The organism is Flammeovirgaceae bacterium SG7u.111 (genome assembly GCA_034044135.1).
In the GTDB taxonomy this organism is placed as follows: domain Bacteria; phylum Bacteroidota; class Bacteroidia; order Cytophagales; family Flammeovirgaceae.
Window position 1 is genome coordinate 6,460,948 of the sequence record CP139021.1, and the last position, 21,835, is coordinate 6,482,782.

Annotated in this window: 19 protein-coding genes and 1 pseudogene; 15 read left to right on the plus strand and 5 right to left on the minus strand. The window is 36.4% G+C overall.

Features of this window, described 5'->3' with window-relative positions; all coding sequences use genetic code 11:
* The first annotated feature begins 180 nt into the window (after positions 1-180).
* A complete protein-coding gene (locus R9C00_24990; GenBank protein WPO34954.1) occupies positions 181-939 on the plus strand; it encodes a sulfite exporter TauE/SafE family protein in 759 nt (252 codons plus the stop codon).
* On the opposite strand, the gene R9C00_24995 is transcribed toward R9C00_24990, so the two are convergent.
* Both R9C00_24995 and R9C00_25000 read right to left on the minus strand, forming a co-directional pair.
* Entirely contained in the window at positions 936-2,006 is a 1,071-nt protein-coding gene (locus R9C00_24995; GenBank protein ID WPO34955.1) for a glycosyltransferase family 4 protein, read from the minus strand. The genes R9C00_24990 and R9C00_24995 overlap by 4 nt on opposite strands.
* 13 nt (positions 2,007-2,019) lie before the next feature.
* Positions 2,020-2,946 (minus strand): NAD-dependent epimerase/dehydratase family protein, encoded by a 927-nt coding sequence (locus tag R9C00_25000; protein WPO34956.1) that lies wholly within the window; start codon positions 2,944-2,946, stop codon positions 2,020-2,022.
* A gap of 309 nt (positions 2,947-3,255) precedes the next feature.
* Between R9C00_25000 and R9C00_25005 the strand changes: the two genes are divergently transcribed.
* The 3 genes from R9C00_25005 (at position 3,256) to R9C00_25015 (ending at position 6,044) form a co-directional block, all read left to right on the plus strand.
* Entirely contained in the window at positions 3,256-4,074 is an 819-nt protein-coding gene (locus R9C00_25005) for a purine-nucleoside phosphorylase (protein ID WPO34957.1), read from the plus strand.
* Between the two features lie 179 nt (positions 4,075-4,253).
* A complete protein-coding gene (locus R9C00_25010; GenBank protein ID WPO34958.1) occupies positions 4,254-5,168 on the plus strand; it encodes a universal stress protein in 915 nt (304 codons plus the stop codon).
* 126 nt (positions 5,169-5,294) lie between these two features.
* On the plus strand, positions 5,295-6,044 hold the full coding sequence (locus R9C00_25015) for a TerC family protein (GenBank protein WPO34959.1): 750 nt from the start codon (positions 5,295-5,297) through the stop codon (positions 6,042-6,044).
* Here the strand turns inward: R9C00_25015 and R9C00_25020 are convergent.
* The 3 genes from R9C00_25020 to cysC form a co-directional block, all read right to left on the minus strand.
* Positions 6,033-6,725 carry an ATP-binding protein gene (locus R9C00_25020; protein ID WPO34960.1) on the minus strand — a complete coding sequence of 231 codons (693 nt, stop codon included), beginning with the start codon at positions 6,723-6,725 and terminating at the stop codon, positions 6,033-6,035. The genes R9C00_25015 and R9C00_25020 overlap by 12 nt on opposite strands.
* Positions 6,726-6,928: 203 nt before the next feature.
* Positions 6,929-7,459, minus strand: coding sequence for a hypoxanthine phosphoribosyltransferase (gene hpt / locus R9C00_25025; GenBank protein WPO34961.1), 531 nt, complete (start codon positions 7,457-7,459; stop codon positions 6,929-6,931).
* Between the two features lie 198 nt (positions 7,460-7,657).
* Positions 7,658-8,254 carry an adenylyl-sulfate kinase gene (gene cysC, locus R9C00_25030; protein ID WPO34962.1) on the minus strand — a complete coding sequence of 199 codons (597 nt, stop codon included), beginning with the start codon at positions 8,252-8,254 and terminating at the stop codon, positions 7,658-7,660.
* Between the two features lie 288 nt (positions 8,255-8,542).
* On the opposite strand from cysC, the gene R9C00_25035 reads away from it, so the two are divergent.
* The 11 genes and pseudogenes from R9C00_25035 to R9C00_25085 all read left to right on the plus strand — a co-directional run bounded on the left by R9C00_25035 (position 8,543) and on the right by R9C00_25085 (position 21,828).
* Positions 8,543-9,424 carry an ABC transporter permease gene (locus tag R9C00_25035; protein ID WPO34963.1) on the plus strand — a complete coding sequence of 294 codons (882 nt, stop codon included), beginning with the start codon at positions 8,543-8,545 and terminating at the stop codon, positions 9,422-9,424.
* A gap of 84 nt (positions 9,425-9,508) precedes the next feature.
* Positions 9,509-9,885: pseudogene (locus tag R9C00_25040) on the plus strand (four helix bundle protein).
* A 61-nt stretch (positions 9,886-9,946) separates the two neighbouring features.
* Positions 9,947-11,221, plus strand: coding sequence for an ABC transporter ATP-binding protein (locus R9C00_25045; protein ID WPO34964.1), 1,275 nt, complete (start codon positions 9,947-9,949; stop codon positions 11,219-11,221).
* A gap of 9 nt (positions 11,222-11,230) precedes the next feature.
* Entirely contained in the window at positions 11,231-13,501 is a 2,271-nt protein-coding gene (locus tag R9C00_25050) for an N-acetylneuraminate synthase family protein (GenBank protein WPO34965.1), read from the plus strand.
* 217 nt (positions 13,502-13,718) lie between these two features.
* On the plus strand, positions 13,719-14,384 hold the full coding sequence (locus R9C00_25055) for a TylF/MycF/NovP-related O-methyltransferase (GenBank protein ID WPO34966.1): 666 nt from the start codon (positions 13,719-13,721) through the stop codon (positions 14,382-14,384).
* On the plus strand, positions 14,381-15,088 hold the full coding sequence (locus tag R9C00_25060) for an acylneuraminate cytidylyltransferase family protein (protein WPO34967.1): 708 nt from the start codon (positions 14,381-14,383) through the stop codon (positions 15,086-15,088). The genes R9C00_25055 and R9C00_25060 overlap by 4 nt, the downstream gene beginning before the upstream one ends.
* Positions 15,085-16,038: a dihydrodipicolinate synthase family protein gene (locus R9C00_25065; GenBank protein WPO34968.1), complete on the plus strand. Its 954-nt coding sequence runs from the start codon at positions 15,085-15,087 to the stop codon at positions 16,036-16,038. The genes R9C00_25060 and R9C00_25065 overlap by 4 nt, the downstream gene beginning before the upstream one ends.
* A gap of 139 nt (positions 16,039-16,177) precedes the next feature.
* Complete coding sequence (locus R9C00_25070; protein ID WPO34969.1) at positions 16,178-17,731, plus strand: hypothetical protein; 1,554 nt, start codon at positions 16,178-16,180, stop codon at positions 17,729-17,731.
* A gap of 481 nt (positions 17,732-18,212) precedes the next feature.
* Positions 18,213-19,724: a DapH/DapD/GlmU-related protein gene (locus R9C00_25075; protein WPO34970.1), complete on the plus strand. Its 1,512-nt coding sequence runs from the start codon at positions 18,213-18,215 to the stop codon at positions 19,722-19,724.
* Positions 19,725-19,727: 3 nt separating this feature from the next.
* Positions 19,728-20,570: an FkbM family methyltransferase gene (locus R9C00_25080; protein ID WPO34971.1), complete on the plus strand. Its 843-nt coding sequence runs from the start codon at positions 19,728-19,730 to the stop codon at positions 20,568-20,570.
* Positions 20,539-21,828 carry a glycosyltransferase gene (locus R9C00_25085; protein WPO34972.1) on the plus strand — a complete coding sequence of 430 codons (1,290 nt, stop codon included), beginning with the start codon at positions 20,539-20,541 and terminating at the stop codon, positions 21,826-21,828. The genes R9C00_25080 and R9C00_25085 overlap by 32 nt, the downstream gene beginning before the upstream one ends.
* The last annotated feature ends 7 nt before the right edge of the window (positions 21,829-21,835 follow it).

Consider the following 21,835-nt stretch of genomic DNA (forward strand, 5'->3'; position numbering starts at 1 on the left):
GCCTTAATATAGCATTTTTTATCTGCTTCCACAAAGCATTGCCAAATTTTATTATGAAAAAAGAAGTAAACCTCCATTTTGCCCCTTTTTTTGTGAAATCAACCCAATGTTTTTAGTATTGCAGGCTTTAAATACACCAGTTAAACTATAACCTCACGCTATCTATCAACAGCTCTCGTCATGAACGAATTCTTCCAAATCACTCAATTCCAAGGAGCTCTTGTGCTTATTTGCGGTCTGCTCATCGGACTGTCAAAATCAGGGGTGCGGGGTGCAGGAATGATTGTTGTCCCCATAATGGCAAGTATATATGGAGGAAAATTATCTTCTGGTGTGGTATTGCCTATGCTTTCATTTGCCGACCTTTTCGCCGTTATGTATTACAATAGGCACGCTGAATGGAAGTACGTTTGGAAACTGTTACCTTGGACAATGGCAGGCATTGGGATTGGCGTAGTAACAGGAGAAGCTGTTTCGGACGTAGTGTTCAAGCAGCTAATCGGTGCTATTGTTATAGTTGGGCTAGGCATTATGGTCTGGCAAGATATAAAAAGAAAGAAAAGCAGTAGTATTAGCATTCCTGACGCTTGGTATTATTCTGCCCTTTTTGGATTAGCCGGAGGCTTTTCTACCATGATAGGCAATTCTGCTGGGGCAATTATGGCAATTTACTTACTATCCATGCACTTGCCCAAAAACTCATTTATAGGTACAGGCGCATGGTTTTTTCTCATTGTCAATCTTTCCAAAATCCCGTTCCACGCCCTAGTTTGGAAAACAATCACCCTCGAAACTCTTACATTTAACCTTACACTCACACCTCTTATAGCAGTTGGAGCATTTATTGGCATAAAAGTGGTCAAAAAAATCCCAGAGCGACCTTACCGTATTTTTGTCATTTGCATCACCTTTCTCTCCTCTGTGTTACTTTTCATCTAGCTCAGGTCAAAAAGTGACAAAAAATTTGAAGTATTTGATTTAACCGAGTAGTGGTCTTCTATCTTTTTTCTTGCCTCTGCCCCCATCTGCTTTCTCAGTTCAGGAGAAGCAAGAAGTTTAGATAATTTTTCATACCATTCCTCGGGATGTTCACAGATAAACCCATTCACTCCATCATCCACAATCTTGGTATTTACACCAACAGGTGATACAATAGCAGGAATACCTAATGCCATATACTGCAAAGCCTTAAATCCACACTTTCCGTTTGCCCAAATATCATCCGTAAGTGGCATTACCCCCACATTAAACTGGAGCAAATCCTCAATCTCAGATTCTTTCTTCCAAGGAATAAACTTAAAAGATTCCAAGTCGAACTTTGGTGCCTCATTGGAAATCATTTGAAACTCGAATTCGAAATCTTGCTCCAACCCTCCAAGGATAGGCACTAGCTCTTGAAGGTATTTTGCAGTAGTGAGCGTCCCTGTCCAACCAATAATCGGCTTTTCAGCAGCTTGCGGGTTTACCTTATTGTGGTAATGTTCGGTATCAATAGTAGTAGGGTTGCACACAACCGACCGATTATATTCTGAAGCTTTACTTACCAAATAATCATTCCCTGCGCTCACTTTATAACTCCATTTCATAATGGAATAGACCTTTTGGTAAAACTTGAGCCAGTGAAAACGAGCATTATGCTCAGAATAATTCGGCAACCAAATAGCATCATCAAAATCATAGATGATTTTCTTCCTAAAGACTTTGGCAATAAGCCATTCGAAAATGGGAGGTCCAATGTGAGAAGCCTCTCGATGGATAAATACAAAGTCATATTTCCCAAGCTGTGGCAATAAAGCAAGCCTACGAAGAAAGGCAAAAACAATCCCTAATGCTTTTTGAACAAAATACCCTGGCTTATGAAGAATCCCCCAAGTTTGTTCGCTGATAAAGGGCTCGTAGTCATAAGCAATACCTTTTTCATCAAAGAGGTACAAATACTGCTCAAACCTAAACCGTTGCGAAGGGGCTTCACCTTTGGGATAAGGCGCCAAGATCAAAATCCTCATTTCCAGTCTTAATTCAGCTAAAGTTCCCCGTATCCAACACTCGTTTTATCCCTTGCTCCAGCGGCAACATTTCTCTACCTAGCAGCTCTTTCATCTTAGATATATCAGGTTGTCTTCTGCTCATATCGCCTTCAGCCAATGGTGGCAGATGAATCAGCTTAGAACTCGATCCGGTAATGTCAACTATCAATTCTGCAAGCTGCTTAATGGTCACAAGATTATCGCTACCTATATTGGCTACATCATCTAGCACCTTGTTCTGGATAAGCGCGTTTACCGTAGCATCAATATTATCGTCTACATAGCAGAAAGTTCGAGTTTGACTACCATCGCCATATATTGTGATATCTTCATTGTGAAGTGCCGCTTTTAGAAATTTGGACATCACAAAATCAGTGCTTTGCTTTGGACCGTAGGTATTGAAAAAGCGAAATATGGTGTAATCCAAGCCAAACTCTTTTTTGTATGACTTACAATAAGCTTCGCCTATATTTTTGACTATTGCGTAAGGAAGGCGGGAATTGAGTGGAGTAGTGAGTTCATTTTGCGGAAGCTCTACAGGTTCGCCATACACTTCGGAAGACGAGGAATAGAATACTCGCTTAACACCTGTATTTTTGCACAAGTCCAATACATTTTTAATCCCTTGCACATCATTGAGCACCATTACCGGATTATCCAAAGTACGCTTCACCCCAACCACAGCGGCATAATGAAACACATAATCGAACCGATAGGCAGTCATCACAGGCGCAATGTCGTAGTAATTGTTCACATCGCACTTTACAAACTTACACCTTTTATTATCAGGGACTTTAGACAAATCCCCTGTAAGAAGGTTATCTACCAACACTAATTTATTTTCAGGATTTTCTAACAATTTGTCTGCTAAAGAACTTGGAATAAAGCCAGCTCCTCCCGTAATCAATATTCTACTCATCGTTTTTCAATTGTAGTTTATAAAAGCATCCGGTCTAAGGGTATCTTTTGAAATACACAGGCAAACCTCCCTGCAGTTTCATACTAAAAAGTACTTCTAAGAAAAAACTCGCCCAACGGTTTACTTTATTCTTCCCCAAATTTAGGCTTATAAAAAAAGGAAAAACAAAATTCATCCGCAACTTTATTTTATATAGGAAGGCTGTTCCTATATGTAATGTGTGCACATAGTGTTTTACCTAAAAATAAATCATTGAACCCTAGGGTAATTCGAGCATATTTTGGTTATTTGCGGAAAAAATCTGATGCTATGACTTACAAGCAAATAAACGAAGCAGCAAGTTATGTAAAACAGTTTTGCCAACAGAAACCTGTCTATGGGATTATTCTTGGAACCGGACTAGGAGCTTTGGTAGATGATGTGGAAATAGCACATGAAGTTCCGTACGAAGACATTCCGAATTTTCCCACCTCTACAGTAGAATCCCACTCTGGCAAGCTAATCATAGGTTTACTTTCTGGCAAGCCCGTGATAGTAATGCAAGGTAGGTTTCATTATTATGAGGGCTACAACATGAAAGAAATTACTCTTCCTGTAAGGGTGATGAAGCTATTAGGTGTAGAAAAACTTATTGTATCTAACGCTGCGGGCGCTCTAAACCCAAGCTACCAGATAAGCGACATAATGGTGATTGATGACCATATCAACATGCACTATGAAAACCCGCTTACGGGCAAAAACCTTGACGAGTTTGGCCCTAGATTTCCAGATATGAGCGAGCCTTACGACCAACAACTACTCGAACTTGCTCAAAAAGTAGCAAAGGAAAACAACATTACGATCAGGCAAGGAGTGTATGTAAGCCTTCCTGGACCTAACCTGGAAACCAAAGCAGAATACAAATTTATGAGGGTGATAGGTGCGGATGCGGTAGGGATGTCGACTGTGCCAGAGGTAATAGCCGCTCGCCATATGGACATGCCAGTTTTTGCCCTTTCGGTGCTAACAGACCTTTGCTCACCTGGAAAAGTCAAAAAAGTAGATATAAAAGATGTGCTTGCCGCCGCCGCAGTTGCCGAGCCCAAAATGACTCAGCTAATCAAAGAATTGATAAAACAAGATAGGTAAAATAGCTCCCAGTCTGTTAAAACCATATAAAACTAGCATTTTCATATCAAAAAACGCATTCAGATGTGTGATATGACGATTATTAAAGTTATAATTATCGGAGTTCGCTTTAAACCCATAAACTTTAATCGAAAACCATCATCAATCTAATTACCGATAACTAAAACAGGCAATACGCTATGTATGCACTAAAAACAATTTTGGTTGCACTAGACCTAACCAGTATTGACAATTACCTAGTAAGGTATGCTTTAAATTATTCAAAGCTGCTCGACTTGGATAAAATAGTATTTGTATATGTTGTCCAAGGTGTGAACCTTAAAGAAAAAGTAACAACCCCTGATGGGAACATCACAAAAAAAGAAGAAATAGCCACTAAGCTAAAAAACGAAGTAGACAAGAGTATCAGCGAGGCAGAACCTGGGCTTGAATTCGTTTTCTCAATCAAAAGTGGGGGGCACTTGAACGCGATACTTTCAGAAGCACAAAAACATGATGCTGGACAAATATTAGTTGGGAGGAAAAACTTAGCAGAAGGGCCGGGCAGACTTTCGAAAAGGCTAGCCAGAAGAGCCTTATGCTCTGTATTGACCGTACCAGATAAATCCGAACCTGATTTTAAAAAAATCCTAGTCCCTGTAGATTTTTCGGAACATTCCCACCTCGCCGTAGAAAGAAGCATCAGCGTAGCTAAAAAACACAACCTAGAACTACAATGCATGCATATCTACAACCTTCCTAATGGATACTTGGCATCGGGGAAAAGTAAAGAAGAGTTCTCCAAGATAATGAAGTCAAACGCACAAAAAAGATGGAACCACTTTTTAAGCGAAATAGATACCCAAGGCATGGAAATCAATTGTAAATTCTTTCTAGATATGCGCGCTAACCCTGCTAAGCTGATTTATAACACGGCTCTAATAGAACATGTCGATATGATCATATTAGGCTCGAGGGGAAGGACTAACGTAGCAGCAGCCTTTATTGGAAGTACCACAGAAAAATTATTAGGAGAAAACATGAGTATCCCAACCCTTGTGGTAAAAAACCGTACGTATAACCTAGGATTTTTCGATGCCTTGTTGAACTTCTAAGTTACAACTCGGCATCATCCCAAACCTTATCAACCACCAAATAGCACGACTTAAACTCATTTCAATGCTGGATATCGTATCCGTGCACCAGCATTTTTTTCGAACCATAAAAGTTAAAAAAAGAACATGAGTGAAATGCTCACCTCAGCAGGCCTCATTAGCTTGCTTACCCTCACCCTGCTCGAAATCATCTTAGGCATTGACAATATCATTTTTATCTCAATAGTAGCAGGTAAACTACCTGAATCACAAAGGGGTAAAGCTCGTTCTATAGGGATTTTGCTTGCATTAGGCGTAAGAATTTTGCTTCTCTTAGGAATCACATGGATCATTGGTTTGCAAGAGCCACTTATCGAGCTTGGCTTTTTAGAAATATTTGGACTAGACCCAAATTTGAGTGGCAAAGATTTGATTTTACTGATAGGTGGTCTATTTCTGATGGGTAAAAGTGTCGCAGAAATTCACGACAAAATAGAAGGTGAACACCATGATTCACCTAAGGCCAAAGTAAATAGCCTGGGAAAAGCCATTATCCAAATTGTATTGATCGACATCGTATTCTCTTTCGACTCTATCCTTACCGCTGTTGGTTTGGTAAAAAACGTGGCGATCATGATCACCGCAGTAATCATTTCTTTGAGTGTAATGCTGTTCTTTGCCAAGGCTATTGGTGATTTTGTAGAGAAGAACCCAACACTCAAAATGTTGGCACTTTCCTTCTTAGTGCTTATAGGCTTCTTATTAGTGGTAGAAGGGTTTGGCGAGCACATTCCAAAAGGGTACGTTTACTTCGCCATGGCATTTGCTTTTATTGTTGAGATGATCAACATGCGAGTTCGCAAGAAGACAATCCGGCAAGAATTACTAGATGAATAATCGACGGGGGGTATCTTGCCCTCTTCCTACGGGAGGTTCACCTTTCATGGTGTAAAGGTCGCCATTGTCAGACGGGTGAACTTCCAACACATTTGCCAACGTAAGCTTCACCAACACATCCGATGCTTCATGAGGCTTTATACTTGTATTTTCAGCCAAATACCGCATGTTTAACGTCTGGGTCCGATGAAAGCAGCGTAAAAGGGATTGCTCCACCTCCCCGTATTTAACTAAGTTGTCTTGATTTTTAGTCTGCCCTTTAAGCACCTTACGAACTTCCCGGCTCGTCTGCACGCTTTTGTCCTCCACCCTTATATACGCTCTGCCAATTTTTCTTTTCAAATTGTAAATCAAGAAAACTGGTTTCTGAATGCTTTCTTTTATTTTGAACACCAACACATCACGCTTCGCTGTCACTTTCACCCGCTCCAGTTGATAGTCTATAATTGGACTGCAGTGCTTGTCAATCACCTCCTGCATCGCAAACTCATCATCTTCGGCATGTTTGAGGCCTAGTACCGAACCATCATCATCTACTCCTATGAGTAAATACCCACCTTTCCTATTGGCGAAAGCCACGACTTCGCGCAGCACCTTGAGCGGATCAGCAACTTTTCGCTTAAATTCCACTTGAAGCCCTTCCCCCATTCCAGCGAGCTTCTTTACATCGTTCAGGTTCATGTCTTTTCGTTCTAAGTGATTGCCTATTAAACAGAGAACTTGGTAGTAGGGTTTCCCCACTTCCAACATAAGGGAATTTGGGAAATTTTCAAAATAGCAAACCTACTTTTGGAATAAAGATAGGTAAGAAAGGCAAAAGCAATTGGGCAAAAAAAGAGCCCCAGAAGGGACTCTCAATTTCAAATACGAAGTATTTTAGAATGCTAATCTTCATCTAGCACATAAATATGGGGCAAGTTCCTACCCAGACCATTATAATCCAACCCATAACCTACCACAAACTCATTCTTGATTTCAAACCCCAAATAATCAATCTTCACATCGGTCTGAAGGGCTTCAGGCTTAAACAGTAAAGAGGCAAGTTTGATAGAGGCTGGCTTATACTTAATCAATTCACCCAAGAGACTTTTCATAGTCAATCCCGTATCAATAATATCTTCTACTATGATCACGTCCCGGCCTTCAATCTCCCTATCGAAGCCGATCAACTGCACTACTTTCCCACTGCTTTTGGTATCGATGTACGAAGAATATTTAATAAAGGAAAACTCGGCAGGCATATCAATATTCTTTGCCAGCTCCGACAAAAACATAAAAGCGCCATTAAGCACTCCAATCAGAATTGGCTCCTTCCCCTCATAATCTTTCATCACTTGTGCACCAAGCTCTTTTACTTTTGCACTTACCGCCTTGTCGTCAATATAAATCTTGAATTTTTTATCGTGAACTTGCATCTTTAATCGAGGAGAATCATTGTTTTTGTAAAAAGAAGGCAAACTTACGAAGGCAAAAATAGGCATCGAAATATATTAGAACATTTTTTGGGAAAAGCATGGAGAAGAAAAGGTTTTATTCCATCCCCCCTGCCTTACGTAAAAAGCTCGTCGCTTAAAAAGCCTAATCACCAACCCCTAAAATCAAGTCCTCACTATCTAACCCTTAATCCTCTTCACCACCTCGGTAAAAAGCATATCCACAGAATCTTTCTCCTCCTGTTTATCGGTATGCACCACTATTTCGGGTGAAACAGGTGCTTCAAATGGGGAATCGATACCTGTAAAGTTCTTGATCTCACCCTTACGAGCTTTTTCGTACAAGCCCTTCACATCCCTTTTTTCACAAGCCTCCAACGAGCAACTCACGTGTACCTCCACAAACTGACCTTCGGGAAATAATGCCCTCACCTCATCCCTATCTGCCTGAAAGGGTGAGATAAACGCGCAAAGCACAATCACACCAGCATCGGTAAACAAACGAGCCACTTCCCCTACCCTACGAACATTTTCCTTGCGGCCATCAGCCGTAAAGGCCAGGTCCTTATTCAACCCACGACGAACATTATCGCCATCCAGCATATAAGTGTGGTAACCCGCCTTGTGCAACCGAATCTCCAACTGATTAGCCAACGTAGACTTCCCAGACCCCGAAAGCCCCGTAAACCAAATAGCCAAAGACTTATGCCCAAAGCTTTCATTACGCATTTGCTGATTGATAGTGACTTTTTGTGGTATAATGTCTTTATTTGCCATGGAGTCAGGATTTAGTTATTAGTTTTTGAGGTTTTAGATTTAAAAAAAATTGCCCACAGAGCTCGCTATAAAGATATTGCAATTGATCAATCTCCTGATTTATGCTCTAAAAAGCTAAAGAATTCCAAAGATAGAACAGATCTAAGAAAACCAAAGCCCAATCTCTAGAAACCAACACCTACCAACAAACCCCTAATCCCTACTAACTAATTCCTAAAACTTCTTGCATCTCAACAAAGGAAATTACAATTTTGGGTCAAGTAATCAGAACACAGTAACCTAACATATATGACTAGCAACCCTAGTTTGGAAAAGACGGCAAATACTGAACAGGAAAAGTGGGATATTGATATCCAACCTAAACATGGACTTTTTGACCTCCACCTTGACGAAGTTTGGAAGTATAGGGACTTGGTTCGTCTTTTCGTCCGACGAGATTTTGTAGCAGCTTACAAACAAACTGTATTTGGGCACTTATGGCACTTTTTAAATCCTTTGTTCACAACCTTCATGTTCTTTTTAGTCTTTCACAGGATAGCTAAGATCTCTACAGACGGGTTACCACCTATCTTGTTTTACATGTGTGGGAATATTTGCTGGGGCTATTTTGCAAAATGCTTTAACTCTACTTCCAACACCTTTGTAGCCAATGCAGGAATATTTGGGAAAGTATACTTTCCCCGCTTAGTAGCACCACTGTCCAATGTTATATCTTCTCTAATCTCTTTTAGCATCCAAATGCTCATGTTTTTATGCTTTATGGCATATTACCTATGGCAAGGAGCCAATGTACACCCTGGTTGGTGGATATTGGCAGTTCCAATATTGCTGTTAATCATGGCCACTCTTGGTTTAGGATTTGGCGTTATTGTTTCCTCACTCACTACCAAATACCGTGACCTTACAATTTTTGTAGGGTTTGGAGTAACCCTATTAATGTATGCTACTCCCGTTATCTACCCTATATCAAGCCTTTCTCCAAAACTCCAAAGCTTAATGTTGCTCAATCCTTTGGCTCCGATCATAGAAGGCTTTCGCTTCGCATTCCTTGGCCAAGGAATCTTTAACCTAAGCATGCTTGGTTACAGTGCGGGAGTTTCTCTTGTCGTCTTTATCGTTGGCATTATCCTATTTAACAAAACCGAAAAGAACTTTATGGATACGGTTTAGGAATTAGTTAGTAGGTGTTGGAGATTGGGTTTTAGGCAGTAGGGATTAGGAGTTTTGGAATTAGCTAATTCCAAAAGATAGTTTATGAAAGATGAAGATTTTGACTTTAAGAAGTTGACTGTATGGCAACAAGCTGTCGACTTTGCCAGTGATGTTATTGACTTATGCGAAAGGCTTGAAACATCTCGAAATCATTTTCGATTAATAGAACAAATAGAAGCTGCTGTAACTTCCATATCAATGAATATAGCAGAAGGAAAAGGCAGAAATTCCTCAAAAGAGTTCATCCAGTTTTTAGCATATGCAGAGGTCCTTTGTATGAAACAATCACCTTATTAGAAATTTTCAAAAAGAGAGGTTGGATTTCATCAGAAGAATATCAAACTTTAGAGCTGGAAAGTATCGAAATTGCCAAAATGCTAAACGCATTAATTAATTACAGCAATAAGAAAAAGGATTAAATAAAAGCCAATACCCAATATCTAACACCCTAATCAAACAACTAATCCTTAACAACTAAACATGCCAGTACTAAAAGTAGAAAATCTATCCAAACAATACCGACTGGGAACGGTGGGAAGCAAGACCTTGCGGGACGACATGGCTCGTTTCTGGGCAAATGTGCGTGGAAAAGAAGACCCAACGGCAAAGATAGGCGAGGTGAACGACCGTGCCACCAAAGGAGACAGCGACTACGTTTGGGCATTAAAAGACATCAATTTTGAAGTGGAACAAGGGGAAATATTAGGCATTATAGGAAAGAATGGTGCTGGAAAATCTACCTTACTAAAAATACTCTCAAAAGTAACCGGACCCACCACAGGAAGGATACGAGCAAAGGGTAGAATAGCTTCTTTGCTGGAAGTAGGCACAGGCTTCCACCCCGAACTAACAGGCAGGGAAAACATCTACCTTAACGGAGCTATATTAGGCATGACCCGAGTAGAGATCACTGCCAAGCTTGAAGAAATAGTGGAGTTTGCAGGTGTAGCTAAATACATTGACACCCCCGTAAAACGCTACTCTTCTGGTATGACCGTTCGACTAGGCTTTGCTGTAGCGGCACATCTTGAACCTGAAATCTTAATAGTTGATGAAGTTCTTGCAGTAGGTGATGCAGAATTTCAAAAAAAGGCTATTGGAAAGATGCAAGATGTAAGTAAAGGAGAGGGGAGAACTGTATTATTTGTGAGCCATAATATGGCAAGCGTAAGAAAATTGTGTAACAGAGGGATTTTACTTGATCGGGGAGGTAAGACGCTAGAAGATAATATTGACAAGGTCATATCGTCTTATCTGAGCTATGGTGAGAAGGCTTTGAATAAAACATACTTTAGTTTTGATAAAGATACTAGCTTACCTATTCAAATTAGAAAAATTTTATTACTTAATAATATAGGGCACGAAACTACTTTATTTGACTATTATGACAATGTAAGCCTAGAAATCCACTTTGATATAAATATCCCTAGTAAACATTACTACTCTGTCATAGTACTACACGACAATATGGGAAATATATTATTTACTTCAGCAAACGATGATATGAAATATTCCGAACTAGCTAACCTCAGACCTGGAAGTTATGAATATCGTATTAAGCTACCTTCTAAAATTCTTCGAGCAGGTGACTATACTGTAACCCTAAGCTTCATTGATAGATCTACAAGAATCAAAGATAAAAAAGAAAGACTCATTTCTTTTTCTATTGAGGATACTACATCTTACAGAGCCATTAATAATCAGTATAGACCAACTATAATTGCTCCTGAAATACCCTGGCACATAACTTTATAACTATTTATTATGTTTATCGATAGAAATATTAAAAGCTTTGTTATATATGAAGAAACTTCCATTGTTGAGGCTTTAAAAATTTTAAATGCTAGAAAAGGAAGAATCTTAATCGTTGTTACAGATAAAGACATAGTGTTAGGGCTTATTACAAATGGTGATATTTTGAGAAGTATTATGAATGCTCAAACACCAGATTTGCAGAAAAATATAACAAGCATAGCAAATCAAAACTTTAAGTATGTGTATGAAGATTATAATAATTACAACCTTCATAGCTTGTTACAAAAATATACGCATATACCAATACTTAATACTCAAAAGCAACTAGTTGCTGTAGCCAGAAATAAACAAATAAAAGAAGCGTTTTTTATTGATAAAATAGAAATAGGAAACACACATACTTTTATCATAGCCGAAGTAGGAAATAACCATAATGGAAGTATAGAACTTGCCAAACAATTGGTCGATTATAGCATTCAAGCAGGTGCAGATTGTGTGAAGTTTCAGATGCGTAACTTAAAAGAGTTATACAGTAATGCAGGAGATGCTTCGGATTCCAGAGAAAACCTAGGAACCCAATATACTTTAGACTTGCTGAATCGCTTCCAACTATCAGAAGAGGAACTCATTGAGGTTTTTGATTATTGCAAAGAAAAAAAAATCATCCCCCTCTGCACTCCTTGGGATATAAGCAGTCTAAACACATTAGAAAATTACGGTATGCCTGCTTATAAAGTAGCCTCTGCCGACTTAACTAATCATAAACTTTTACAAGCTATTGCCAAAACAGGCAAACCGATTATATGCTCGACCGGCATGAGTTCCGAAAATGAAATTATACAAACTGTTGAGCTTTTGAATGATTTAGGAGCAAATTTCATATTACTTCATTGTAACTCTACCTACCCTGCTCCTTTCGAGGACATTAATCTAAGCTATATCAAAAAGCTACAAAAACTCACAAACTCTTTTGTAGGATACTCAGGTCACGAACGTGGTATTTATGTATCTATAGCAGCTGTAGCCTTAGGAGCAAAAGTGCTAGAACGCCACATTACTATAGATAAAACAATGGAAGGAAATGACCACAAGGTAAGCTTGTTACCTACCGAATTTGAAGAGCTAGTAAAAGGAGTTAGGATAGTTGAAAAAAGTTTAGGGGCATCGACATCAGAAAGCAGAATCATTTCGCAAGGAGAAATGATTAATAGAGTGACTCTTGCCAAAAGTTTAATTATTAATCAAGACCTCAAAGAGGGGGGAATCATAGAAGATAATATGATAGAGGTAAGAAGTCCAGGCAGAGGACTACAACCCAACTATAGGTCTAAGTTACTGGGTAAAAAGGCTAAGCATTCTTTCAAAAAAGGAGACTTTTTTTTCCCAAGTGATATACTAGAAGAAGTTGTGACACGTCGAAAATACAACTTCAAAAGACCTTGGGGAATACCCGTACGCTATGCAGATTATCAAGAACTTATAAAAGAAACTAATCTTGATTTTGTAGAATTCCATTTGAGCTATAAAGACTTAGAAGTAGATTTTTCAAAGTTTATAACCAAACCACAAAATATAAACTTTGCAGTACATAGCCCTGAGCTTTTTGCAGGTGATCACATTCTCGATTTGTGTGCTTTAGACAAAAATTACAGAGAGCGTTCTATAAAGGAACTACAAAAAGTAATATACACCACAAAAAAATTAAATAAACTTTTCTCTCATACCAAACGGCCACTTATAGTAACTAATGTAGGAGGTTGGACACAGCAAGGCTTTCTAAGTGAAAAAGAAAAAAAAGAAAAGTATAAAATATTAGAAGAAAGCCTTTCTCTATTAGATTGTTCTGGCGTTGAAATCGTACCGCAAACTATGCCGCCTTTTCCTTGGCATTTTGGAGGTCAAAGCTATCATAATCTATTTGTAGAAGCAGAAGAGATTTGTGATTTTTGTGAGAAAAACAAAATGAGGATATGCCTAGATATTTCACACTCCAAACTTGCTGCTACTCACCTGAATACTTCCTTTCACAATTTTTTAAAACAAGTAGCACCAATAGCAGCTCACTTGCATATCGCAGACGCAGATAAAGCAAGTGGAGAAGGCCTACAAATTGGAACTGGAAGTATTGATTTTATAACCATTGCAGAAGTCCTGAATAGCCTAGCTCCAGAGGCTTGGTTTATACCAGAAATCTGGCAAGGGCACGAAAACAAAGGAGAAGGTTTTTGGATAGCATTAGAAAAACTAGAAAAATATTTGACATATCGCCAAACATTTTAGACAAAACCAAGTAAAATTATTTTCTATTTTACTTGGTTCATCGCCCGATTTTTAAGAAAGGCTTTCAAACTAGACCGAGAATAAAAAACCGTTTTTTTATTCTGTAATTTTTAATTAAAAAAAACAGAAAACATTCTGCAAATAGTTCCTTCATAGGTATATAAATAACAGAGATTTTTAAAGTTTTTAGCAAGTTTATAATTAAATTATTTGTTTTATGATAGAACTACCTGATTTTAATAAGAGTTTTGAGTACGAGAATAATTTTTTCCTTAGTTGTAATACTCAAAGAATAAGTAAGCTAATTGCCCATCATCAGCTATTTCTAAAAACCTTAAACCTCACAGGGCATATTGTGGAGTGTGGTGTTTTCAAAGGTGCATCTTTAGTTCGTTGGGCACATTTTAGAGAAATGTATGGTGGGTCTTTCACAAAAAAAATCATTGGGTTTGATGTATTTGGAGAGTTTCCTAAAACAAACTTTGACGCAGATAAAAAGACACTAGACAAATTTGTGCATAACGCAGGAAGCCAGAGTATATCTCTAAAACAATTAGAAGATACACTTACTAAAAAAGGGTTAAATCAGGAAATTGAGCTAGTAAAAGGGGATATAAATGCAAGTGTCCCTGAGTATGTAGAAGCACACCCCGAACTAAAAATATCATTGCTAAATTTAGATACTGATATTTATGAGCCAGCAGTAGTCATTTTAGAACATTTGTACCCTAAAATAGTATCAGGAGGTATTATCCTTTTAGATGATTACGGTGTATTCCCTGGCGAAACTCAAGCTGTAGATGAATATTTCGAAAACAAAACCGATGTCATTATAAAAAAACTTCCATATTCTAAAACCCCTTCCTTTATTATAAAAAAATGAGAAATATTGCAATTATACCTGCACGTGGTGGCTCAAAAAGATTACCAAACAAGAATATATTACCTCTTGCAGAGAAACCCCTAATTCATTACACCTTGGAAGCAGTGGTCAATAGTGCCTTGTTTGAGACTGTTATCTTGTCATCAGACGATGATAAGATTCTAGATATAGGAAGAGAGATTGAAGGAGTTACGCTAGAAAAAAGGGAAGTTACTTTGGCAGGAGATAATATCAAAGTAATAGATTTAGTCAAGTCTATCGCAGCTAGAAAAGGTTATATAAATCAGTTTGAGACAATCGGCTTATTTCTACCTACTTGCCCATTTAGAACTGCGAAACATATTCAAGAGGCTTATCAACTGCTTAGTGAAGATGATTTATCTGTAGTAAGCGTCACAGAAATGAGCGACCCTGTTCAGCTTACACTTACTATAGATGAAAGCAAGTTAGCTAACCCAGAAGCTCTGCTAAACCCGTCGCCTTTGATTACAGGCGAAACGCGTTCTCAAGACTTCCAAACATTTTATAGAGTCAATGGAGGACTTTACATTGCTTGGTTGAAAAAATTCATCGAAAAAGATAATTTTTTTCAGGGAAAAATAAAAGCATACAATATGGATAAGCTTCATTCGGTAGATATAGACTATAAGTTGGATTTAGAATGGGCTGAATATCTTTTGAAAAATAATCATGTAAAAATATGAACAATTACTACAGTAAACTTAAAAACAAAATTAATGGTCCTGTATTTTCTATAATGACCCCTTTTAAAGAAGATGAAAGTATTGATTTTGCATCTTTAGAAAAGTATTTAGAAAAAATTCATGAGGCAGGTGGTAATATATTTTATGTCATGGGCTACAACAGTCGTTATAGCCAACTTTCTTGGGAAGAAATCAAAACCCTTAATCAATTTGTTTCTAAGAAAGTAAAAGAATTAGACAAGAACCATATTATGATTGTAGCTGACCCGCTACATTGCTCTACCAAAACATCTATTGAATTTGCCAACCACGCCGAAAAAATCGGCGCAGATATGATATCACTTATTGTCCGAGAAAGATTCTATTCAGAAGATCAAATATTTAATCATTATAACCTGATAGCCCAAAACTCTTCTACTGCAATACTAATCCATGAAATGCCTTTTCTAAATGGGTATGGAGGCCCTACGGTAAATTGGCCAATTTCATTGTTAGATAGACTTGCAGATTTGGAGCACGTCGTAGCTGTAAAAGAAGATGCCAAAGATGATGCTTATTCCAAAGATGTAGTAGCTAAACTGAGAGATAGAGTTTCTATAGTCATTTCAGGTGGTGGAAAAAGGCAATGGCTTCGTTTTGCTGACATCGGATGCCAGGCTTGGCTTAACGGTATTGGAGTGTTCGAACCTAAGTTGGCTACACTATTTTGGCAATACTATCAAAATGGAAATAAAGATGGGTATATGAAAATCATTGAAGAAGTAGAAGTTCCCTTTTTTGAAAGAGGTGTTCAAAAATATAGTTGGCACCTGACCATTAAAGCTGCCCTAGAAGCTAGGGGGATTATGAAAAGAAAAGATAGAATGCCCTTACAAGAACTTGGAGAAAATGAATACAAAATAGTCCAAAAAATAATACAAGAATTACCTATAGATGATATCATAAAGTAAATTACAACTTATAGGGTAAGTTTGTTTTTATATAGTCATAAACTTTTGGAGTTTGAGTTGAAAATAAGTCCATTATTCTCAACTCAAACCTCATGGCTTCTTGATGTAATTATTTGACAAAGCATATACAAAATCATACATGCTAAGCAAAAAAGAATATATAGAACTTATAAATAATATTGAAACTAACTTTCCTGTCGAAACCATAACCTACAAAAGTCTAAGAATATGGCCTTGGCTTAGGCAAATATTGTCACAAACCTTACTTACTAAGAGCACTTCAAAACCCACACAAATATCCGAAAAAGAGAAATGGAATGTTAGAGACTTAAGGTACAAAATTAAAGATAGCTATAAAGCTTATTACCAAGTAAAAAAAAAAATAAAAAGTAATAACCCACAACAAGAAGACAAAAGACAAATTGATGTTTTATATCTTAATACACCAAATGGAAAAAGAGAGCTTATAGAAGGAAGATATTTTAATAAATTCGGAAATAGTTTAGAATTTTTTTGTAAAAAACTTGAGTTAAATACCAAACTTATTGAGTTTTTAGCAACACGTGATTTCAATACCGAAATACATGGAGAAACTATCTATATAGATGCCAGTTTAGCAAAAGTAAAAATCAACTATTATTGGCAATTACTAGCAGAAAAGTGTTTAGTACACAAAACTGCAGAAATAGAAAGTTGGACTGAGTTCATGAAGTTTCTGAGCAAACACGATATTACTTTTCCATCCTCACATTCTGTAGTCGTTGAAAAACTAGACATACTTTTACTAGCTAAAAAAGAGTTCTACAAAGTTCTCAATAAATATAAGCCTAAATTGCTATTTATAAATTGTTTCTATTATGATTGGGCTTTTGCTATGGTTTTAGCTGCCAATAAATTAAGTATCAAGACAGTAGAGTTTCAACACGGGCAACAAGGGAAATATCACCCTATGTATAGCAACTGGGCGAACTATCCAAAAAATGGATATAACCTAATTCCTTCTCACTTCTGGATGTGGGGTTCAGAAAATGCTGAGATAATTAAAAAATGGGCTAATCATAGCCAAAGACATGAAGTAGTGATAGCTGGTAATACATGGCTCAGCATAAATGTGAAAGGTAAAATACGACTCGATAGTTTTGATAAAAGTAATTTAGGGTTAAAAAAATATAGAAAAGTCGTTCTAATTTCCTTACAATATTCTGTATTACCAAAATTTTTATTGGAAGCCATAAAAGCTGGAGAACATATTTATTGGCTGATAAGATTACACCCACGGTTCTCAGATGAAGTACAGAACATAAAAAAAATATTAAATGAAAGTATTCCAAATCAAAACTATGAATTGAAGTATGCTAACCAGTTTAATATCTACTCTCTGTTCAAGATAGTAGATATCCAAATTACATTTTGGTCTACAGTGGCTTATGAGGCACTTTCTTTTGGCATTCATACAATACTTATTCATGAAAATGGAAAAAATGATATGCAAAGCTATATCAACCAAAGAATATTTTACTACACAGAAAATACGGAACAACTCTTGGAGATAATTCTAAATTCTAAAAAATATTTCAAACCTGAAGTAGTAAGCTATATTAATATTAATCACAAGCTAATCAAAGATAGTTTAATGTATATTTTAAATGATAGCTATTACAATAAATATATTTTGACAGAAGCCTATTCTTGAACACGACGCAAAGTTAACGCCGGAGTCTTCCACAAAATTTGCTCAACTATACTATAATAAAAAGGTAGACGTGGCAGCAAAACGAGTAGTATCGACAAAAGACGATCTATTTGATAATAAAAATTAGCGGAGAGAGACGAATGCTTGACATTAAAAATAGGTTTAAAAACTATAGATAATTTCTACTAGTAAAATCCTTGTAAAAAGGATTCAATATACTTGAAAAAAGTAATTATCTACCCTGAAAGAAAACCTTATCATTAACTTAATAAAAATCGATGATAATATTGAAGGACTGAACTTAAAAGTATTAAAATCTAATAATTGGGAAGAATATAGAATGCAAGTGCATCTCATTAACTTACTATACAAGAGTTATTTATATACAGAGGTAATTCAGTTCTTATTAAGAACTGAAATTATTCTTTAATTGGAAAAATTTTTGAAGCACAACCTTTCAAAATATTAATTTGAAAAATTAATGACCTTAGCACCTATAGTATTATTCGTATATAATCGTCCATGGCATACACGCCAAACCTTAGAAGCATTAGTCCAAAACGAATTAGCTGACCAGTCAGAACTTTTTATCTATGCTGATGGACCAAAAGAAAATACAACAGAAGAAAATCTTCTTAAAATCAATGAAGTTAGAGAACTAATTAAAGAAAAAAAATGGTGCAAAGAGGTTCAAATAATTGAATCACCTATAAATAAAGGGCTTGCAGACTCAATAGTTGAAGGGGTTACAGAAATAGTAAATAAATATGGGAAAATAATAGTACTTGAAGATGATCTAGTAACCTCTAAGGGGTTTCTCCAATATATGAATGATGCTCTTGATATTTATAAGGATGAGGAGAAAATCATGCACATCAATGGTTATATGTTCCCATCAAATGACAATAATTTATCTGAAACATTCTTTGCTCAAATCACATTTTCATGGGGATGGGGGACTTGGAAAAGGTCATGGAGACAATATACCAATGATAGCATAGCTCTATGGGAAGTTATACGTAAAAAGGGTTTACTTCATAAATTTAATATAGAAGGCACCTATTCTCTTCAATCACAATTAGAAGATAATATCAAAAAAAAGATTAAAACATGGGCGGTCAAATGGCATGCTATCTTGATTATTAACGATTTACTAGCGCTAACTCCTAAAACTTCATTAGTTAGAAATATAGGCAATGATGCATCTGGTGAAAATTGCGGTATTGATGACAACTATTCCAGACAATTAATTAGCGAAAAAATAATACTAAATAATAACCTATCCATTACGGGATCAGAAGAGGGAAAACAAATAATCAAGAATTATTATATCAATTTAAAGAACAATAAAAAACACAAACCTTCTAGTAACATTATTAAAAAGTTAGTTGGTAAAAAAAATGCTTTAAAAGAACATTTACAGTTTTTTAAGCAAATCTATAAAAGGAAAGAGTATTATTCTGAAATGCAAAAATCGTTTGATATTATCAACAATATTAGGTCTAAGAGCACAAACTGCTTTATAGATTATTCTAATAGGTTTAATTATTCTGACTTAAGTTCAATTCTCTTATCAGAGGGAGTTCATATAGGTTCAGGAAATGTTTTTTTCATTATTGGAGAAAATTATGCTGACCATAGATCTGCATTAATAATTGGTAAAAACACATATATTGGAGAATTAAATAATATAAGAGCATCAGGAGGGAAAGTCATTATTGGTGAAAACTGTTTGATTTCCCAGCAAGTCAGTATCATAGTTGCAAACCATAAGATAGAAAAACACAGTCCCATTCAAAAACAATCGTGGATTAATAAAGGGGATATAACAATTGGGGATGATGTTTGGATAGGATGTAATTCTCAGATATTGCCTGGTGTAACAATTGGAAATGGAGCAGTAATTGCAGCAGGCAGTGTGGTTACCAAAGATGTCCAGCCATATACTGTAGTTGGAGGAGTACCTGCTAACAAAATCAAAACAAGAACCTAAACTATGGGCTGGAAATCTTTTATACCCACTAATATTAAAGATGGTGTAAAGCTGATTTTTAATATCAAGGCTAAATCTGATAGTAAAAGTAAACATTCTAACCCGTATGAGATATTAAACCTATTTCCGAGGTTTACGCCAACAGAGACTGTTTTATTTGACAAAAAAATAAAAATTGTAGATTCAGCATCTTTTCTTTTTATTTTCAACGAGATTTTCAAAAAAGAAATTTACAAATTTAGAGCTTTGAATGAATCACCCTATATAATAGATGCAGGTGCAAATATTGGTCTAGCATCTATTTACTTCAAAAAACTATTTCCAAATTCTGAAATAGTTGCATTCGAGCCTGATTCAACAATCTTTGAAACTTTAGAATTCAATATCCAGTCATTTGAATTCAATAACATTACTCTCGTAAAAAAAGCCCTTTGGAAAGAGGAGACAGAGCTCACATTTTATCATGAAGGTGCGGATGGTGGAAGAATTGATAACTCTATTAAAACTAACAAAACCACAGTAAAGACAGCTATTTTACTAAAGTACTTAAATAAACCTGTAGATTTTTTAAAAATAGATATTGAAGGAGCAGAGTTTGAAGTTTTAAGTAGCTCTTTTAACCAGCTAACAAACGTTCATAATATCTTTGTGGAGTACCATTCATTTGCTGGTAAAAACCAACAGTTACCTGAGTTATTACAGCTACTTAAGAATTCAGGATTCAGACTTTATGTTAGCTCTCCAGGTCTAGAATCCCCACAACCTTTATTAAATATCAAAACATATGAAGGAATGGATATGCAACTAAACATTTATGGGTTCAGAGATGAAAATACTACACATTAACACTTATGACCGAGGAGGTGCAGCTAATGCATGTACAAGGCTACACCTGGGATTATTAGAAAAAGGAGTAGAAAGTAAACTCTTACTAAAACAAAAAACAAAAAACCTCCCCTCTAGCTTTGTCTATGTCCCCCCTCCTTTAAAACAGAGTTTTTTATCAAAGGTAATAAGAAAAGGTAGGTCTATCATCAACAAATTCTTCTCAGCAGAACTAAAAGAGAAGAGAAAAAGACAGTTTTTTTTGAACAAGCGCTCAAAAAAGCTAGAGATGTTTAGCTTTCCATATACTGACTTTGACATTACCACAAGTCCTTTATATCAAGAAGCAGATATCATCCATTTACACTGGACAGCTAATTTTCTTGACTATTATTCCTTCTTTCGTAAAAATAAAAAACCTGTTATATGGACTATTGTAGATGAAAACCCTTATTCAGGTGGAGAACACTATCGAGAATATTATAGTGATATAAATGAAAAAGGAGAATTACTGTCCAGAGAAATAACGGATATTGAACAAACCATTTTTTCAGAAAACCAAAATTTAAAAATCAAGGCACTGGAGGGTGTTAAAAACCTACATATAGCCGCCATGTCTGACTGGTTAGTAACAAGCTCGAAGAAAAGCCCTGTTTTTAACCAATTTCCTCATTTGAAGCTAGGTTACGGAGCTAATCCAAACATCTACCACCCAAGAAACATTGAATTTACTCGCGATATTTTTGGGCTTCCTAAGGACAGAAAAGTAGTATTATTTTTATCAAGTTCGCTGAAAAACCCAAGAAAAGGATATGGTTTTTTAATACCAATCATCCAAGAAGCCGAACGCCAAAAACTTGATGTCACATTTTGCACAGTTGGCAATGACAGTAGAATTAAGAGTCGACATAAAAATGTAATGCAATTAGATTATATACATGACGAATTACTGCTAAGTCTACTTTATGCAGCTTGTGATGTTATACTAATCCCTTCTCTAATGGATAACCTACCTTATACGCTCATCGAAGCATTGCTTTGTGGAACACCTTGTATTGGTTTCCCTGTGGGAGGAATTGAAGAATCTATTACACACAAGAAAAATGGATTACTTTGTGACGAGGTTAGCAGTGAATCATTAAAACACACATTTTTTACTTTCTTAAACGAAGGTGTTGAGTTATCGCGAGATGAAATAGCAAGTGAGGCTCGTAAGATATATGACTACAAAATCCATGTAAATGCATATATTGAAACTTATAAAAAGTTATTGAATTGAATATATT

Bases quoted from the DNA above. Each gene is read 5' to 3' on its own strand.
- R9C00_25020 (WPO34960.1), bottom strand. From the start codon at position 6,725: ATGAACCTGAACGATGTAAAGAAGCTCGCTGGAATGGGGGAAGGGCTT.
- hpt (WPO34961.1), bottom strand. From the start codon at position 7,459: ATGCAAGTTCACGATAAAAAATTCAAGATTTATATTGACGACAAGGCG.
- R9C00_25010 (WPO34958.1), top strand. From the start codon at position 4,254: ATGTATGCACTAAAAACAATTTTGGTTGCACTAGACCTAACCAGTATT.
- R9C00_25000 (WPO34956.1), bottom strand. From the start codon at position 2,946: ATGAGTAGAATATTGATTACGGGAGGAGCTGGCTTTATTCCAAGTTCT.
- R9C00_25070 (WPO34969.1), top strand. From the start codon at position 16,178: ATGCTAAGCAAAAAAGAATATATAGAACTTATAAATAATATTGAAACT.
- cysC (WPO34962.1), bottom strand. From the start codon at position 8,254: ATGGCAAATAAAGACATTATACCACAAAAAGTCACTATCAATCAGCAA.
- R9C00_24995 (WPO34955.1), bottom strand. From the start codon at position 2,006: ATGAGGATTTTGATCTTGGCGCCTTATCCCAAAGGTGAAGCCCCTTCG.
- R9C00_25075 (WPO34970.1), top strand. From the start codon at position 18,213: ATGACCTTAGCACCTATAGTATTATTCGTATATAATCGTCCATGGCAT.
- R9C00_25060 (WPO34967.1), top strand. From the start codon at position 14,381: ATGAGAAATATTGCAATTATACCTGCACGTGGTGGCTCAAAAAGATTA.
- R9C00_25005 (WPO34957.1), top strand. From the start codon at position 3,256: ATGACTTACAAGCAAATAAACGAAGCAGCAAGTTATGTAAAACAGTTT.
- R9C00_25045 (WPO34964.1), top strand. From the start codon at position 9,947: ATGCCAGTACTAAAAGTAGAAAATCTATCCAAACAATACCGACTGGGA.
- R9C00_25055 (WPO34966.1), top strand. From the start codon at position 13,719: ATGATAGAACTACCTGATTTTAATAAGAGTTTTGAGTACGAGAATAAT.
- R9C00_25050 (WPO34965.1), top strand. From the start codon at position 11,231: ATGTTTATCGATAGAAATATTAAAAGCTTTGTTATATATGAAGAAACT.
- R9C00_24990 (WPO34954.1), top strand. From the start codon at position 181: ATGAACGAATTCTTCCAAATCACTCAATTCCAAGGAGCTCTTGTGCTT.
- R9C00_25015 (WPO34959.1), top strand. From the start codon at position 5,295: ATGAGTGAAATGCTCACCTCAGCAGGCCTCATTAGCTTGCTTACCCTC.
- R9C00_25035 (WPO34963.1), top strand. From the start codon at position 8,543: ATGACTAGCAACCCTAGTTTGGAAAAGACGGCAAATACTGAACAGGAA.
- R9C00_25065 (WPO34968.1), top strand. From the start codon at position 15,085: ATGAACAATTACTACAGTAAACTTAAAAACAAAATTAATGGTCCTGTA.
- R9C00_25085 (WPO34972.1), top strand. From the start codon at position 20,539: ATGGGTTCAGAGATGAAAATACTACACATTAACACTTATGACCGAGGA.
- R9C00_25080 (WPO34971.1), top strand. From the start codon at position 19,728: ATGGGCTGGAAATCTTTTATACCCACTAATATTAAAGATGGTGTAAAG.